This is a genomic window from Streptomyces sp. NPDC127129 (genome assembly GCF_042671585.1).
GTDB lineage: Bacteria > Actinomycetota > Actinomycetes > Streptomycetales > Streptomycetaceae > Streptomyces.
The window spans coordinates 219,509-236,032 of the sequence record NZ_JBHXTV010000005.1; the positions used below are offsets into that span (position 1 = coordinate 219,509).

Below are 16,524 nucleotides of genomic sequence, written 5' to 3' on the forward strand. Positions count from 1 at the left end.
GCCCGCCCCCGGCCGGGCTCACACCCGCCCGAGGGCGAACCACAGCTCCATCCGTACGTTCGCGTCGTCCAGGTCCATGTCCAGGAGCGTCGCGCAGCGGGCGATGCGCTGGCGGACGGTGTTGCGGTGGATGTCGAGCGCGACGGCCGTCCGGTCCCAGCTGCCGTGCAGCGAGAGCCAGGTCCTGAGGGTCTCGGTCAGCGGCTCGCCGATGGGGGCGAGCAGGGTCCGGGCGTACGCGGCGGCCTCCGCCTCGTCCATGAGGCCGCCGAAACCGGCGGGCCGGTGGCGTACGAGATCGGTGCGGCCGGCCTCGGCCCTGCGCAGCGCCCGCGCGGCCTGCGCGTCGCCGGTGGCGAGGTCGCGGGCCTCGACGGGGGCGCTGGCCCCGAGGGTCCAGCCGGGCTGGGCGGTGACGGGGGAGGAGGCGGGCAGCAGGAGCCGGACGGTCACGGGGGTGCCGCCCGGCTCCGTCGCGCCCGCCCGCGCCGCACGCACGGCCGCCGTGGTGCCCGCGCCCGGGGCCGCCGGCGTACCGGCCGCCGGGTCCGCCGTCGTGGCGTCCGTGCCGACGCCCGCCGTCGTGCCGGCCGGCACGCCCGGCTCCGCCCCGCCCGCGCCCGCCGCCCCGCCCGCGTCGAGCAGTGCCGTGCCCAGGGCCGCCGCCAGGCTCGGCGCCGCGAACGGGGTTCCGTCGCCGCCGTGGGCGTGGACGACCGTCCAGGGGCCGGGGCCGAGGGCCGGCGCGGCCTCCTGCGGCGGGGTGCCGAGGAGGAGGCGTACCAGGGCGGTGTCCCGGGCCGAGGCGTCGGCGCCCCGGTGCGGGGCGGTCAGCAGCGAGAGCAGCACGACCGCGACGCCGGCGATCGTGTGGTCCCCCGGCTCCCGGCTCTCCGTCGCGACCCCGAGGGTCAGTCCGTCGCCGCCGCCCAGGGCGTACGCGGCCAGGCGCAGTCCGTCGCCCTCGCCGCTCGCGGAGGCCGGACCGCCTGGCCGGGGGCCGAGGACGCCCGCCAGCTCCAAGAGCGCCCGGGACGCGTCGTCCGGCAGCTCGCGCCCCGCAGCCGCGTACGGCGTGCCGTCCGCCGCGTAGAGCACCGCGTGCCCGCCGAGGCGGGAGGCGAGCGCCCCGAGGACCGCAGGGACCGGCGCCGGCCGGGCTGCCGCCACCGCCAGCGACTGCTGCGCCTCGGTCACCCGCCGCAGCTCGCGGTGGCGGGCCTCCGCCATCAGCCGCCAGACCGCCCGGGCCACCGCCGTGAACGGGGTCTGCGGCGGCACCTCCACCAGCGGCAGCCCGTGCCGCTCGCACGCGGCGACGAGCGCCGCGGGCACCGTGTCGTACACCGGCGCCACACCGAACCCGAGCGCCGCCGCGCCCGCCGCCACCACCCGCTCGACGTAGTGCGCCGGGTCCGGGAGCTGCACGCCCGCCGTCATCAGCAGCTCACCGCCGAGCAGATACGGGTAGGGGTCGGCCATCTCCGAGGTGTGCACCCAGTGGACCGCCGCGTCCGGCGGACCCGCCAGCAGGCGGAGCCCGAGGTCCCGGCGGCTCAGCAGGGCGGCCAGAGAGACCGGCGGGGCCGGTGGGGTGGGTGGTGCCGATGAGGGTTCCTGCACGGACATGGCTATGGACCTTTCGTACATCGCCTCCGGTGAACAGTGGATGAAACTTACGCTTCAGGGGCGCTTTCCGGCCACCTAGTCTCGTGCCATCCAGCGGCCGCGGGTACGGGCGGATGTCCTCGCGATCAGTCACTGGAGTCACTCCACCCGCACGACACGCCACCGAAGTGAACGAGGGAGGGCCCCATGGCCGTCGACTACACAGTGATCGTCCTGTACTTGGCCGGCATGCTCGCGATGGGCTGGTGGGGCATGCGCCGCGCCAAGTCCAAGAGCGAGTTCCTGGTGGCCGGCCGTCGCCTCGGTCCCTGGATGTACTCCGGCACCATGGCCGCCATCGTCCTCGGCGGCGCCTCCACCATCGGCGGCGTGGGTCTCGGCTACAAGTACGGCCTCTCCGGCGCCTGGATGGTCTTCACCATCGGCCTCGGCCTGCTGGCCCTCTCCGTCTTCTTCTCCGCGCGCATCGCCCGCCTGAAGGTCTACACCGTCTCCGAGATGCTCGACCTGCGCTACGGCGGCAAGGCCGGCGTCATCTCGGGCGTGGTCATGTGGGCGTACACGCTGATGCTCGCCGTCACCTCGACCATCGCGTACGCCACGATCTTCGACGTCCTCTTCGACCTGCCCCGCACGGTCGCGATCGTCCTCGGCGGCGCCATCGTCGTCGCCTACTCGACGCTCGGCGGCATGTGGTCCATCACCCTCACCGACATGGTGCAGTTCGTGGTGAAGACCATCGGCGTGCTGATCCTGCTGCTGCCCATCGCCGTGATCAAGGCGGGCGGCTTCGCGGAGATGAAGGCCCAGCTCCCCACCGAGTACTTCGCGCCGCTCGGCATCGGCGGCGAGACGATCTTCACGTACGTGCTGATCTACACCTTCGGCATGCTCATCGGCCAGGACATCTGGCAGCGGGTCTTCACCGCCCGGACCGACAAGGTCGCCAAGTGGGGCGGCACGGTGGCCGGTACGTACTGCCTCGTGTACGCCCTCGCCGGCGCCGTGATCGGCACCGCCGCCAAGGTGCTCTACCCGAACCTGCCCAGCGCCGACGACGCCTTCGCGACGATCGTCAAGGACGAGCTGCCCATGGGCGTGCGGGGTCTCGTCCTCGCCGCCGCGCTCGCCGCCGTCATGTCCACCTCCTCCGGCGCGCTGATCGCCTGCGCCACCGTCGCCAACAACGACATCTGGTCGAGGTTGCGCGGGCTGACCACCGGGGGCGGCGGCGAGGACCACGACGAGGTGAAGGGCAACCGCCTCTTCATCCTCCTCATGGGCATCGCCACCATCGTCATCGCCATCGCCCTGAACGACGTCGTCCAGGCGCTGACCGTCGCCTACAACCTGCTGGTCGGCGGCCTGCTCGTGCCGATCCTCGGCGGCCTGCTCTGGCGCCGCGGCACCGTGCAGGGAGCCCTGTCCGCGGTCGTCGTCGGCGGCCTCTCCGTCATTGGCCTGATGTGGGCTTACGGAATCCTGGCAAATGAGCCTGTTTATTATGGTTTGTTGGCCTCGCTCGCCGCATATGTGATCGTTTCCCTGGCGACCCGCCCGACGGACGCCGCCGTGCTCGCGAACTGGCGTGCCCGGCTGGCGGGCCAGGACTCCGCCGACGCGACGCCGGAGACCGTGCCGGCCGCCGCGACCGGCTGACCCACCACAGACACCCGGGCCGGGGCCCACCAAGGCCCCCGCCCGGACCCCCACCGATACACCCCAGGAGGACCCGACCATGAGCAGCGACCAGAACGCCTTCCGCGGCCCGACCGACTCGTCCCGCATCCCGCGGTACGCCGGTCCCGCGACGTTCGCCCGGCTGCCGCGACTCGACGAGGTCGGCACGGCCGACATCGCCGTGGTCGGCGTCCCCTTCGACAGCGGTGTCTCCTACCGCCCCGGTGCCCGCTTCGGCGGCAACGCCATCCGCGAGGCCTCCCGCCTCCTGCGCCCGTACAACCCGGCGCAGGACGCCTCGCCGTTCGCCCTGGCCCAGGTCGCCGACGCCGGTGACATCGCGGCCAACCCGTTCAACATCAACGAGGCCGTCGAGACGATCGAGGCCGCGGCGGACGACATCCTCGGCACCGGCGCCCGCATGATGACGCTCGGCGGCGACCACACCATCGCCCTGCCGCTGCTGCGCTCCGTCGCCAAGAAGCACGGCCCGGTCGCGCTGCTCCACTTCGACGCGCACCTCGACACCTGGGACACCTACTTCGGCGCCGAGTACACCCACGGCACGCCGTTCCGCCGCGCCGTCGAGGAGGGCATCCTCGACACCTCCGCCCTGTCGCACGTCGGCACGCGCGGCCCGCTGTACGGCAAGCAGGACCTCACCGACGACGAGAAGATGGGCTTCGGCATCGTCACCTCGTCGGACATCTACCGCCGCGGCGCCGACGAGGTCGCCGACCAGCTCCGCCAGCGGATCGGCGACCGCCCGCTGTACATCTCCATCGACATCGACTGCCTCGACCCGGCCCACGCGCCCGGCACCGGCACCCCGGAGGCGGGCGGCATGACCTCCCGCGAGCTCCTGGAGATCCTGCGCGGCCTCTCCTCCTGCAACCTGGTCTCCGCCGACGTCGTCGAGGTCGCCCCGGCCTACGACCACGCGGAGATCACGGCGGTCGCCGCCTCGCACACGGCGTACGAACTGACCACGATCATGTCCCGTCAGATCGCCGCCGAGCGCGCCTCCGGCGCGGAGTAACGTCACCGCCGGGCCCGGTGGCCCCCGGCGCGCCCGGGCGCGCCGGGTCGCCGGCCCGGCCCTGGAGCCGGTCGGGTCGTGGGCAATCGTTCCGCAGGGCGGAACGGGTGGGCCGCACCCGGCCAACGGGCCGCACCCGACCACCGAGCATGCCCAGAGGGACCTCATGACCCACGACCACGACCTCGTCCTGCGCCCCACGGAGGCGCAGACCGCCGCCGCGCTCAACCCGCCCCCCGGGCGGAACGGCGGCGACCTCGTCGTCGAGACCCTCTCCGGGCTCGGCGCGACCACCGTCTTCGGGCTCCCCGGCCAGCACGCCCTCGGCATGTTCGACGCCCTCCGCCGCTCCTCCCTCTCGTACGTCGGACTGCGCGTCGAGAACAACGCGGGCTTCGCGGCCGACGCGTACGGCCGGATGACCGGCGAGGCGGCCCCGCTGCTGCTCTCCACCGGCCCCGGCGCGCTGATGTCGCTCGCCGCGCTCCAGGAGGCGGCCGCCGCCTCCGCCCCCGTCCTCGCGATCGGCAGCCAGATCCCGGTGGCCGGGCTCGGCGGCGGGCGCCACGGCTATCTGCACGAGCTGCGCGACCAGCAGGCGTCGTTCCGCGACATCGTGAAGTCCGTGCACACCGTCCGGACCCCGTCGCAGATCCCGTCCGCCATCGCGGCGGCCTGGGAGTCGGCGCTGACCGCCCCGCACGGCCCGGTGTGGGTGGAGATCCCGCAGGACGTGCTGCTCGCCGAGACGACCCTGCCGGTCGTCACGGCGATGGACGCCACGCCCGAGGAGGTCGCCCCGCGGCCCGAGCTGACGGCGGTGGCCGCCCACCTCCTGGCGAACGCCGAGCGCCCCGCGATCATCGCGGGCGGCGGAGTCGTCCGCTCCGACGCCTCCGGCAAGCTGCGCGCGCTCGCCGAGCGGATCGACGCGCCCGTGGTCACCACCTTCGGCGGCAAGGGCGCCTTCCCCTGGCGGCACCCGCTGTCGCTCCAGTCCTGGCTGGAGGACCGGCACACCACCGACTTCCTGGAGGACGCCGACGTCCTGCTCGTCGTGGGCTCGGGCCTCGGCGAGCTGTCCTCGAACTACCACACCTTCGCCCCGCGCGGCCGGGTGATCCAGATCGAGGCCGACGCGGGCAAGCTGGAGTCCAACCACCCGGCGCTCGGCATCCACGCGGACGCCCGGCTGGCCCTCCAGGCGCTCCTGGAGACCGTGGAGGAGCGCACGGACGAGACCGCCCCCGAGCGGGTCGCGGCCGTCCTGACCAAGGTCCGGGAGCGGATCGCCGCGCAGGACCTCGGCCTGGAGCAGCGGATCGTCGCCTCGGTACGCGAGGCGCTGCCGGACGACTCGCCCAGCTTCTGGGACATGACGATCCTGGCGTACTGGGCCTGGTCGGCCTTCGACGCCCGCCGGCCCAACACCATGCACTCCGCCCAGGGCGCGGGCGGCCTCGGCTACGGCTTCCCCGCCGCCCTCGGCGCGGCGGCGGCCGACCCGACCGTCCCCGTCCTCGCGGTCTCGGGCGACGGCGGCGCGATGTACTCGATCGCGGAGCTGGCGACGGCGAAGCAGTACGGCTCGAACGTCACCTGGCTGATCGTCGACGACGGCGGCTACGGCATCCTGCGCGAGTACATGACGGACGCCTTCGGCGAGGCCACGGCCACCGAGCTGGCCCGCCCGGACTTCGTCGCCCTCGCCGAGTCCTTCGGCGTCCCGGCGGTCCGTACGACCCCGGAGGAGCTGACGGCCGACCTCGCCAAGGCCCTGGCAGCCCCGGGCCCGTCGGTGGTGGTCCTCCCGGCCCTCCTCCGCATGTTCGAACCGACCCACCTCTGAGAGCCGCAGGACGCACTCCGGGACCCGCGCACCGACCCGCGCCCGTCCGGGCACACCGTCCCCTGGTCCTAGGACCAGGGGACGGTCTTGTACCGGCTTCTGTTACGGCGGGATGAAATCGCAGCCCAGTCGCGTTGGAGCCTTCCGGTAGAGCAGGACGAACGGGAGGCACACGTGGCCGCGGCGGGGCGAAAAGAACAGGGGTGGGCGCGCAGGCTCGCCGGGTATGCCTGGCGTTACAAGGCCAACGTCGTGCTCGCCCTCGGGTCCTCCCTCGGCGGGATGGCGCTGCTCGCGCTCGTGCCGCTGATCACCAAGGTGATCATCGACGACGTCATCGGCGCGAAGACGCGGTCCCTCACCGTCTGGACCGGCCTCCTCATCGGCGCCGCCCTCCTGGTCTACGGGCTCACGTTCGTCCGCCGCTACTACGGCGGCCGCCTCGCCCTCGACGTCCAGCACGATCTCCGTACCGAGATGTACGGCACCATCACCCGCCTCGACGGCCGCCGCCAGGACGAGCTGTCCACCGGGCAGGTCGTCGGGCGGGCCACCAGCGACCTCCAGCTCATCCAGGGCCTGCTCTTCATGCTCCCGATGACGATCGGGAACTTCCTGCTCTTCCTGATCTCGCTGGCCGTCATGGCCTGGCTCTCCCTGCCCCTCACCCTCGTCGCCCTCGCCGTCGCCCCCGCCCTCTGGTTCATCGCCAAGCGCAGCCGCAGCCGTCTCCACCCCGCCACCTGGTACGCGCAGGCGCAGGCCGCCGCCGTCGCCGGGGTCGTCGACGGCTCGGTGACCGGCGTCCGGGTCGTGAAGGGCTTCGGGCAGGAGGACCAGGAGACCGGGAAGATCCGCGACGCCAGCCGCAAGCTCTTCGCGGGGCGGCTGCGCACCATCAGGCTGAATTCCCGGTACACCCCCGCCCTCCAGGCCGTCCCGGCCCTCGGCCAGGTCGCCGTCCTCGCTCTCGGCGGCTGGCTCGCGACCCGGGGCCAGATCACCCTCGGCACCTTCGTCGCCTTCTCCGGCTACCTCGCCTCCCTCGTCGGCCCCGTCCGCATGCTCGCGATGGTCCTCACCGTCGCCCAGCAGGCCCGCGCCGGCGTCGAGCGCGTCCTGGAGCTCATCGACACCGAGCCGGTCATCGAGGACGGCACGAAGGAGCTGCCGGCGGACGCCGAGGCCACCGTCGAGTTCGACGACGTCGGCTTCGCGTACGAGGACGGCCGGCCCGTCCTCGACGGGTTCTCCCTGGAGATCCGCGCCGGCGAGACCGTCGCCGTCGTCGGCGCCTCCGGAAGCGGCAAGTCGACCGTCTCCCTCCTCCTGCCGCGCTTCTACGACGTCGACCACGGCGCCGTCCTCGTCGGCGGCCACGACGTCCGCGAGCTGACCCAGGACTCCCTGCGCGCGGCCATCGGGCTCGTGCCCGAGGACAGCTTCCTGTTCTCCGACACCGTCCGGGCCAACATCGCGTACGGCCACCCCGACGCCACGCAGGAGCAGATCGAGACCGCAGCCCGCGCCGCCCAGGCGGACCGTTTCATCGCCGAGCTGCCCGACGGCTACGACACCACGGTCGGCGAGCACGGCCTCACCCTCTCCGGCGGCCAGCGCCAGCGCATCGCGCTCGCCCGCGCGATCCTCACGGACCCCCGGCTGCTCCTGCTCGACGACGCCACCTCCGCCGTCGACGCGCGCGTGGAGCACGAGATCCACGAGGCCCTCGCCTCCGTGATGGCCGGCCGCACCACGCTCCTCATCGCCCACCGCCGCTCCACCCTCGGCCTCGCCGACCGGATCGCCGTCCTCGACGGCGGCCGGCTCTCCGACGTCGGCACCCACGAGGAGCTGGAGCGCCGCTCCCCGCTGTACCGCAAGCTCCTCACCGACCCGGACGAGCTGGGCGGTGTCTCGCCCGGCCACACCGTTCCCGTCGAGGTCCCCGAGGACCGCACCCTGCGCGCGGAGCTGGACGCCGAGTTCGACGCCGAGCGCGGCATCACCCCCACCCTCTGGGTGCGGGAGGAGACCCCCGCCGAGGAGTCGCAGGCCCCCGGAGCCACCCCCGAGCTGCTCGCCGCCGTCGAGGCGCTGCCGCCGGCCGGCGACACCCCCGACATCGACGAGGCGCGCGCGGTCACCCCCGAGGAGTCGTACGGACTGCGCCGCCTGCTGCGCGGCTTCCGCACCCCGCTCCTCGTCAGCCTCGGGCTCGTCGCCGTCGACGCCGGCATGGGCCTGCTGCTGCCCGTCCTCATCCGGCACGGCATCGACGACGGTGTGAACAAGCTCGCCCTCGGCGCCGTCTGGGCCGCCTCCGCGCTCGCCCTGCTCACCGTCCTGGTCCAGTGGGTCGCGCAGACCGCCGAGATCAAGATGACCGGCCGCACCGGCGAACGCGTCCTCTACGCCCTGCGCCTGAAGATCTTCGCCCAGCTCCAGCGGCTCGGCCTGGACTACTACGAGCGCGAGCTGACCGGCCGGATCATGACCCGGATGACGACGGACGTGGACGCCCTGTCCACCTTCCTCCAGACCGGACTCGTCACCGCCTTCGTCTCCGTCACCACCTTCTTCGGGATCATGGGCGCGCTGCTCGTCCTCGACCTCCAGCTCGCCCTGGTCGTCTTCGCGACGCTGCCGGTCCTCGCCGTCGCCACGTACTTCTTCCGCCGCTCCAGCGTGAAGGCGTACGAGCTGGCGCGTGAGCGGATCAGCGTCGTCAACGCCGATCTCCAGGAGTCGGTCGCCGGTCTCCGTATCGTCCAGGCCTTCCGCCGCGAGCACTCCGGCTCCGCCCGGTTCGCGGCCCGCAGCGACGAGTACCGCGAGGCCCGCGTCCGCGGCCAGTGGCTGATCTCCGTCTACTTCCCCTTCGTCACGCTGCTCTCCTCCGTGGCCGCGGCCGCCGTGATGATCGTCGGTGCGAACCGGATCGAGGCCGGCACGCTGACCACCGGAGCCCTGGTCGCCTACCTCCTCTACATCGACCTCTTCTTCGCGCCCGTGCAGCAGCTCTCCCAGGTCTTCGACGGCTACCAGCAGGCGACCGTCTCCCTGAAGCGCATGCAGGAGCTGCTCCAGGAGCCGACGTCGACGGCCTCCGCCGCCGAACCCAGGGCCGTGCCGTCGCTGCGCGGGGAGATCGCCTTCGAGGACGTGTCCTTCGCCTACGGCTCCGAGGAGGAGGCGCTGACCGGCATCGACCTGCGGATCCCGGCCGGGCAGACCGTCGCCTTCGTCGGAGAGACCGGCGCCGGAAAGTCCACCCTGGTCAAGCTGGTCGCACGGTTCTACGACCCCACCGCGGGCCGGGTCACCGCCGACGGCGCCGACCTCAGGGACCTGGACCTCACCGCGTACCGCCACCGGCTCGGCGTCGTCCCGCAGGAGGCGTACCTCTTCGCCGGGACGGTCCGCGACGCCATCGCGTACGGCCGTCCCGACGCGACCGACGCCGAGGTCGAGGCGGCGGCCCGCGCGGTCGGCGCCCACGACATGATCGCGACCCTGGACGGCGGCTACCTCCACGAGGTCGCCGAACGCGGCCGCAACCTCTCCGCCGGACAGCGTCAGCTGATCGCGCTGGCCCGCGCCGAGCTCGTCGACCCGGACATCCTGCTTCTCGACGAGGCGACGGCCGCGCTCGACCTGGCCACCGAGGCCCAGGTCAACCAGGCCACCGACCGCCTGGCCGGCCGCCGTACGACCCTGGTGGTGGCCCACCGCCTGACGACGGCGGCCCGCGCGGACCGCGTCGTCCTCATGGCCCACGGGCGCGTCGCCGAGGACGGCACGCACGACGAACTGCTCGCGCGGGACGGCCGGTACGCGGAGCTCTGGCGCGCGTTCATCGGCGAGGAGGAGCCGGCGACGGCGGTGTGACGCGGGAGCGAGCCGGTCCGTCGCGGGAGCCGGGAGCCAGGGCCGGGGTGTCAGGTGTCAGGAGCCGGGGCCGGGGGCCGGGAGGTCGTGTCCGGTGACGGTGCCGGTGGCAGCCGTCCGGGCCGCCGGCACGCCCGGCCGGGCACGGGCTTCCGGGATCCCGCATGAGTACGGGAACCGGGCGGGATGAGTACCACCGCGCATGCCGCCGCCCGCCCCTCCCGCGGTTCAATCGGTCCATGATCGACGAGTCTCCCGGCTGGCTCTCTCCCACCGCCCTCGGCCCGCCACCCGCGACCCCGGCCCGCCGCCTGCGCACCCGCGCGCTGTGGGCCGGACTGCTGCTCGTGCCCGGTACGGTCCTCTCCGGATTCCTCGCCCTGACCACGGAGAACGCCTCCAGCTGCGTCACCCACGGCCATCACTGCGGCTCCACCCCCGGCTGGCTCTACCTCGCCACCTTCGTGATCATCGCGGTCGCCTGGATCCATGCCCTGACCACTCCGGACGCCCCCGCCGAGCCCGCCACCTCGCGCAAGGCCGCCCTCTGGACCCTGATCGGCGTCGAGTCCGTCTTCCTGCTCCTGGTCGCCACCTCGTTCGCGTGAAGGCAACCACACAGGCCTCCCCTGCGTCGTACGCATGTACGGCAAGGCGTCGGGAGGGGATCCAGGTGTTCGATGGGACCAGTGTGACCAGGGCAGGGCACGGCGCACGGCTGCTCGGCTGTCTGCTGGGGGTACTGCTCGCCGCGGGCGCCCTCACCCTCGCCGGACCGGGGGCCGCGCGGGCCGAGGCAGCCTCGGTCTGCAGCGGCAGAGCCACCAAGACGGTCACCTTCGCCACCGGGGAGCTGCGTCTCTACCGGAGCCGGCAGTACGTCTGCGCCCTCGCCGTCGCCAAGCACCCCGGCGAGCGCCGCGCGATGTCCGTCTCCCTGCAGCCGCGCGGAGGGCGGCCCGTCGTCGACAGCGGCCGGTTCACCCGCCAGGCCGGGCCGGTCACCGTCCACGCCCTCAACCGGTGTGTCCGCGCCACGGGCACGATCGACGGCCGGAGCGGCTCGACGGGCTGGGTCCTCTGCTGAACCCCGGGCCGAAACCTGTGCCGATGCAGAGGTAAGGGCCAACTGGGTCTGGCGGTACGCACGTTGCCCCCGCTAGGTTCGCGACACCGTTGTGAATCAAGGGGAGGGTGAATGCGCAAGTCGCTTCGATGGCTGATGTCGCTCACGGTGCTCATAGGCACCGTCGGCGCGAGCGGCGCGGCTACCGCCGCCGAGCCGGCCACCGGCAGCATCCCGACCGCCGCCGCGGACAGCGCCGTCGGCACGGACATCAAGGACCGCCTCCTGGCGATCCCCGGGATGAGCCTCATCGAGGAGAAGCCGTACGCCGGCTACCGCTTCTTCGTCCTCGACTACACCCAGCCGATCGACCACCGCCGGCCGTGGAAGGGCACGTTCAAGCAGCGGATCTCCGTCCTCCACAAGGACACCGACCGGCCGACCGTCTTCCACACCAGCGGCTACGGACTGAGCACCACGCCCAGCCGCCGCGAGCCCACCCGGATCATCGACGGCAACCAGGTCTCCATGGAGTACCGGTTCTTCACGCCGTCCAGGCCGCAGCCCGCCGACTGGTCGAAGCTCGACATCTGGCAGGCCGCGAGCGACCAGCACCGCATCTTCACCGCCCTGAAGAAGGTCTACGGGAAGAAGTGGCTCTCCACCGGCGCCTCCAAGGGCGGCATGACCGCCACCTACTACGAGCGCTTCTACCCGCGCGACATGGACGGCGTCGTCGCGTACGTGGCGCCGAACGACGTGGTCAACAAGGAGGACTCGGCGTACGACCGGTTCTTCGAGACCGTCGGTACCAAGGAGTGCCGGGACCGGCTCAACGCGATGCAGCGCGAGGCGCTCGTCCGCCGCGAGCCGCTGCAGAAGAAGTACAAGGAGTGGGCCGAGTCCGAGGGCGCCACCTTCAACACCGTCGGCACCCTCGACAAGGCGTACGAGGCCGTCGTCCTCGACTTCGTCTGGGGCTTCTGGCAGTACTACGGCGAGGACGTCTGCGGTTCGATCCCGGACGCCGAGGTCGCGAGCGACGACGAGGTCTACGAGACCATCGACGCCTACTCCGGCTGGTCCTTCTACACCGACCAGGGCCTCGACCCGTACACGCCGTACTACTACCAGGCGGCCACCGAGCTCGGCTCGCCCAGCATCACGCTGCCGCACCTCAAGGGCCTGACGCGCTACGGCTACCAGCCGGCGCGGAACTTCGTACCGCGTGAGATCCCGACGACGTTCAGGCCGTCGGCGATGCGGGACGTGGACGACTGGGTCCGCAAGAACGCCAACCGGATGCTGTTCGTGTACGGCGGCAACGACCCGTGGGGAGCGGAGCCGTTCCGCGTCGGCAAGGGCGCCCGTGACAGCTACGTCTTCACTGCCCCGGGAGCCAACCACGGCGCCCAGGTCGCCGGTCTCGTCGAGGCCGAGCGCACCAAGGCCACGGCCCGCATCCTCGCCTGGGCCGGGGTCGACGCCCCTGCGGCGGCGGCCGCGCAGCCCCTGGCCCGCTTCGATGCCCGCCTCGACAAGCCGGCGGACGACGAACTGAACCGGGAGCGCGGCGTCCGCCCGTAGCCGCGTTCGCTGTGCCCGGCGGTCTCACAGCCGCCGGGCACAGCCCACCGGGCGCTCGCCGCCCAGCGCCACGAACAGCGCCGTCGAGGGCGGGCAGCGGTCGCGGCTCGTGACCGCCGACGCGACCCGGAACGTGGGCCGGTCCGCCCCCGACCCGTCGCACGGCAACTCCTTCACCCGGCCCTCGCGCGAGGACGAGACGCAGTCCCCGGCGATCGTGTGCGGCCCGCCGCCCTGCCCGGCGTCGCCCGGATGGGGCGGCTCCAGATTGCGCATGCAGGCGTACCCGCGCGGTACGGCCCCGTCCCCGTTCTCGTCCGCCGCGGGCCGGCTCTCCGAGACGTGCAGCACGAAGTCCGTGGTGGCCGGGCACGTCGGAGCGCCCGCGGTGGCGCCCTGGTAACGGGTCGTCACGCGTGCGACGGCCCTCTCGCTCGTGCACGGGACCTCGCGGAACACCGTCCCGCGCGTGGAACAGTCCCCGGCACCGAGGAACATCGCCCCGTGGCCGTCGGGCGAGCCCGTGTACGTGACGGGCCGCGGCGGCCGGCCGTCCGCCGTCTCCTGACAGCCGGTCAGCGCGAGCAGCAGACCCGCGCACGCCAGGGCGAGACCCGCCCCGCTCCTGGGAGCGCGCATGAAAGACCCCCCGATCTCCAAGTCCAGGGTGGCCCGCCGGGGCGGGCGCACGCCAGGGAGAACGGGGGGTCCGGGCCGGGAGTTACGTCACGCGTAGGACAGGCCGTGGCCGACCGGGTACAGCACTCGCGTCGGATCGTCCGCCCGCTGTACGGGGACGGGCAGACGGCCGTGCGGCCGGGCGTGGCCCGCGAGGACCCGGACCGCGGCCCGCAGCTCGACGTCGGTCCAGGAATAGGCGGCGAGCGTGGCCCGCTGCCCGGTGGTCCAGGCGACGTCGTACGGGTTGCGGATCGCGATCGTCACGACGGGCACCCCGGTCGCGACGAGCCGGTCGACGAGGGTGCGCTGGGGGCTGGTCGCCGAGAGGTTGTACGTGCCGACGACGACCAGGTCCTTGCCGGCGGTGGCCGCCACCGCCTCCTCGATCCTCGTCGCCGTGGGGGTGATCCCCGTGGACAGGGCCGTGGCGGTGAAGCCGAGTCCGGTGAGGGCGGCGGCCAGGGTGCCGGTCGGGGGTCCCGTCGTTCCGGACGGCGAGGCGGGATCGGCGCCGACGACCAGTACGCGGCCGTGGCTGCGGCGGCTGACCGGCAGGAACCCGCCCTGGTTGACGAGCAGGGTGGTGGTCTGTTCGGCGATCCGGTCGGCGCGGGCCAGATGTGCGGCGGTGCCGACCGCCCGGTTCACTCCGCGGCCGGTGACGTACGGCCGGCGGAAGAGCCCCAGCTTGGCCTTGAGGCGCAGGATCCGCAGGAGGGACTCGTCGATCCGCGCCTCGGTCAGTTCACCCTCCTCGACGGCCCGGAGGACCGCGTTCCATGCGACGTCCAGCTTCGGCGGGTTGAGCAGCTGGTCCACGCCCGCCTTGAGCGCGAGGACGGGCACGCGGTCGTCGCCGTACTTCGTCCGTACGCCCTCCATGCCGAGGGAGTCCGTCACCACCACGCCGTCGTAGCCGAGTTGCTCGCGCAGGATGCCGGTCAGGATCGGGTGGGAGAGGGTCGCCGGGTCCTCGCTCGGGTCGAGCGCGGGCACGACGATGTGCGCGGTCATGATCGAGTCGATGCCGGCGGCGATCGCGGCCCGGAACGGCGGCGCGTCGAGCTCGGCCCACTGCGCGCGGGTGTGCGTGATGGTCGGCAGGCCGTAGTGGCTGTCGGTGGCCGTGTCGCCGTGGCCGGGGAAGTGCTTGGAGGTGGCCGCGATTCCGGCCTGTTGGTACCCCTTGACCTGGGCGGACACCATGGTGGCGACGGCCTGCGGGTCGGAGCCGAAGGAGCGGACGCCGATGACGGGGTTGGCGGGGTTGACGTTGACGTCGGCGACGGGCGCGTAGTTCTGCCGGATGCCGAGGGCGGCCAGCTCGGCGCCCGCGATCCGTGCGGCGTCGCGGGCGTCGGAGCGGGACCCACCGGCGCCGAGCGCCATCGCGCCCGGCAGCAGGGTGGCCGGCTTGCCGACCCGGCAGACGATGCCGTGTTCCTGGTCGGTGGAGATCAGCAGGGGGAGCGGGGTGGGCTGGGCGAGGCCCGCCCGCTGGATGCCGTTGGAGAGCTCGGCGATCTGCTGCGGGTCGCGGGTGTTGTGCGCCCAGGAGAAGTAGATGACGCCGCCGACGTGGTACTTCTCGACGAGTTCGGCGGCCGTGCGGACGCCGATCTCCTTGAGGTTGGCATCGATGTCGGCCTGGTCGGGCGCGGTGGCGGAGTGCCCGTACACCCGCATCACGAAGAGCTGGCCGACCTTCTCCTCCAGCGACATACGGGAGATGAGCCGCTGGAGGCTCTTGGTCGACTCGGCGCTGTCGTCCGACGTGGCGCTGTCGACCGGCGGGGCGCCGTCGACCGGTTCGGCGTGGGCGAGCGGGGCGGCGCCGGTGACGGCGGCGGCCGCCGCGGCGGCGGTGACGGTGAGGAGGGTGCGTCGGGAGGGGGCGCGGTGGTGCACTGATGCTCCTTCCGGCCGTGCGGGGTTGACGGAAGTGGTGAAGGAAACTTCCAAGGTGCAACGGATAGCCCGAAAGTAACTGCCAGGTCAAGGATCCGCGCAAGGATCGGCGCGAACGGCGGTGTGCGCGGTCTGTGTGGATGGGTGGTGTGCGCGGGCGGCGTGGACGGGCGGCGTGGAGAGGCGGCGTGGACGGGCGGCAGGGAGAGGCGGCGTGGACGGGCGGCGTGGAGAGGCGGCCGGTTCAGATCGGGGTGGAGACCGCCGGCCAGAGTTCCTGGAGCGTGCGGACCGTCTCGGTGATCGCGGGACGGCGGGCCGCGCCGGTGCGCCAGAGCGCGTGCAGCCGGCGCGTCGGCATCGGGTCGAGCCGGATCGGGGTCACCTCGGGCGGCAGTGTGCCGCGGCCGAGGCGCGGCACCAGCGCGATCCCGAGGCCCGCCGCGACCAGGGCGACCTGGGTGTGGTTCTCCTCCGCCTGGTGGACGATGCGCGGCTCGTAGCCGGTGGCCCGCAGCGTCCGCATCAGCCAGTCGTGGCAGACCGACCCGGGCGGCTGTGTGATCCACCGTTCGTCCGCCAGCTCCTCCCGCCGTACCGACGCGCGTGTCGCCATCGGGTGGTCGCGCGGTACGAGCACGTCGCACAGGTCGTCGCCGATCACCGCGTGCTCCACCCCCGGCGGGACCGGCATCGGGGCGATGTCCCAGTCGTGCGCCACGGCGAGGTCGATCACCCCGCGCTCGACGAGTTCGACCGAGATGTGCGGGTCGACCTCCGTGAGACGGGCGTCGAGGGCCGGGTGACGGGTGGCCAGCTCGGCGAGGGCCCGGGGCATCAGACCGCGCGCGGCGCTCGCGAAGCAGCCGATCGACAGGCGCCCCGAGGGGAGCCCGCGCCGCTCTTCCAGCCGTACCTCCGCCTCCTCCACGATCGCGAGCAACTGCTCGGCGGTGGAGGCCAGTTGGTGGGCCTCGTCGGTGAGGCGCACGCCACGGCCCCGGCGTTCGAGCAGGGTCGTGCGGGTCTCGCGCTCCAGCTTGGCGATCTGCTGGGAGACCGCCGACGGGCTGAAGCCGAGGGCGGCGGCCGCCGCGCCCACCGAACCGTGCACGGCGACGGCGTGGAGGGCGCGCAGGCGTCCGAGATCGAGCACGGCGGGCTCCTGACCACTCGGATTGGATGAAGCGTTGC

The 16,524-nt window shown here is 73.2% G+C and carries 11 protein-coding genes; 7 read left to right on the forward strand and 4 right to left on the reverse strand.

Annotated elements, in window-relative coordinates:
* Positions 1-18 precede the first annotated feature (18 nt).
* A complete protein-coding gene (locus ACFVGW_RS11920; RefSeq protein ID WP_385851850.1) occupies positions 19-1,629 on the reverse strand; it encodes a PucR family transcriptional regulator in 1,611 nt (536 codons plus the stop codon).
* 186 nt (positions 1,630-1,815) lie between these two features.
* Here ACFVGW_RS11920 and ACFVGW_RS11925 point away from each other — a divergent pair, with 186 nt between their 5' ends.
* The 7 genes from ACFVGW_RS11925 to ACFVGW_RS11955 all read left to right on the forward strand — a co-directional run bounded on the left by ACFVGW_RS11925 (position 1,816) and on the right by ACFVGW_RS11955 (position 12,741).
* The gene (locus ACFVGW_RS11925; protein ID WP_383223860.1) at positions 1,816-3,288 is read left to right on the forward strand and encodes a sodium:solute symporter; all 1,473 of its coding nucleotides are present in this window, start codon (positions 1,816-1,818) and stop codon (positions 3,286-3,288) included.
* Positions 3,289-3,367: 79 nt separating this feature from the next.
* Entirely contained in the window at positions 3,368-4,348 is a 981-nt protein-coding gene (gene speB, locus ACFVGW_RS11930; protein WP_383293374.1) for an agmatinase, read from the forward strand.
* Between the two features lie 166 nt (positions 4,349-4,514).
* Positions 4,515-6,197: a thiamine pyrophosphate-binding protein gene (locus ACFVGW_RS11935; RefSeq protein ID WP_352190573.1), complete on the forward strand. Its 1,683-nt coding sequence runs from the start codon at positions 4,515-4,517 to the stop codon at positions 6,195-6,197.
* Between the two features lie 174 nt (positions 6,198-6,371).
* A complete protein-coding gene (locus ACFVGW_RS11940; RefSeq protein WP_385851851.1) occupies positions 6,372-10,088 on the forward strand; it encodes an ABC transporter ATP-binding protein in 3,717 nt (1,238 codons plus the stop codon).
* Positions 10,089-10,327: 239 nt separating this feature from the next.
* Positions 10,328-10,696 (forward strand): hypothetical protein, encoded by a 369-nt coding sequence (locus ACFVGW_RS11945; RefSeq protein WP_385851852.1) that lies wholly within the window; start codon positions 10,328-10,330, stop codon positions 10,694-10,696.
* Between the two features lie 83 nt (positions 10,697-10,779).
* Complete coding sequence (locus tag ACFVGW_RS11950; protein WP_385851853.1) at positions 10,780-11,175, forward strand: hypothetical protein; 396 nt, start codon at positions 10,780-10,782, stop codon at positions 11,173-11,175.
* A gap of 111 nt (positions 11,176-11,286) precedes the next feature.
* A complete protein-coding gene (locus ACFVGW_RS11955; protein WP_385851854.1) occupies positions 11,287-12,741 on the forward strand; it encodes an aminopeptidase in 1,455 nt (484 codons plus the stop codon).
* 24 nt (positions 12,742-12,765) lie between these two features.
* On the opposite strand, the gene ACFVGW_RS11960 is transcribed toward ACFVGW_RS11955, so the two are convergent.
* The 3 genes from ACFVGW_RS11960 to ACFVGW_RS11970 form a co-directional block, all read right to left on the reverse strand.
* On the reverse strand, positions 12,766-13,380 hold the full coding sequence (locus tag ACFVGW_RS11960) for a hypothetical protein (RefSeq protein ID WP_385851855.1): 615 nt from the start codon (positions 13,378-13,380) through the stop codon (positions 12,766-12,768).
* A gap of 87 nt (positions 13,381-13,467) precedes the next feature.
* The gene (locus ACFVGW_RS11965) at positions 13,468-15,330 is read right to left on the reverse strand and encodes a glycoside hydrolase family 3 protein (RefSeq protein WP_383223849.1); all 1,863 of its coding nucleotides are present in this window, start codon (positions 15,328-15,330) and stop codon (positions 13,468-13,470) included.
* A 244-nt stretch (positions 15,331-15,574) separates the two neighbouring features.
* Entirely contained in the window at positions 15,575-16,486 is a 912-nt protein-coding gene (locus ACFVGW_RS11970; RefSeq protein WP_385851856.1) for a LysR family transcriptional regulator, read from the reverse strand.
* Positions 16,487-16,524 lie beyond the last annotated feature (38 nt).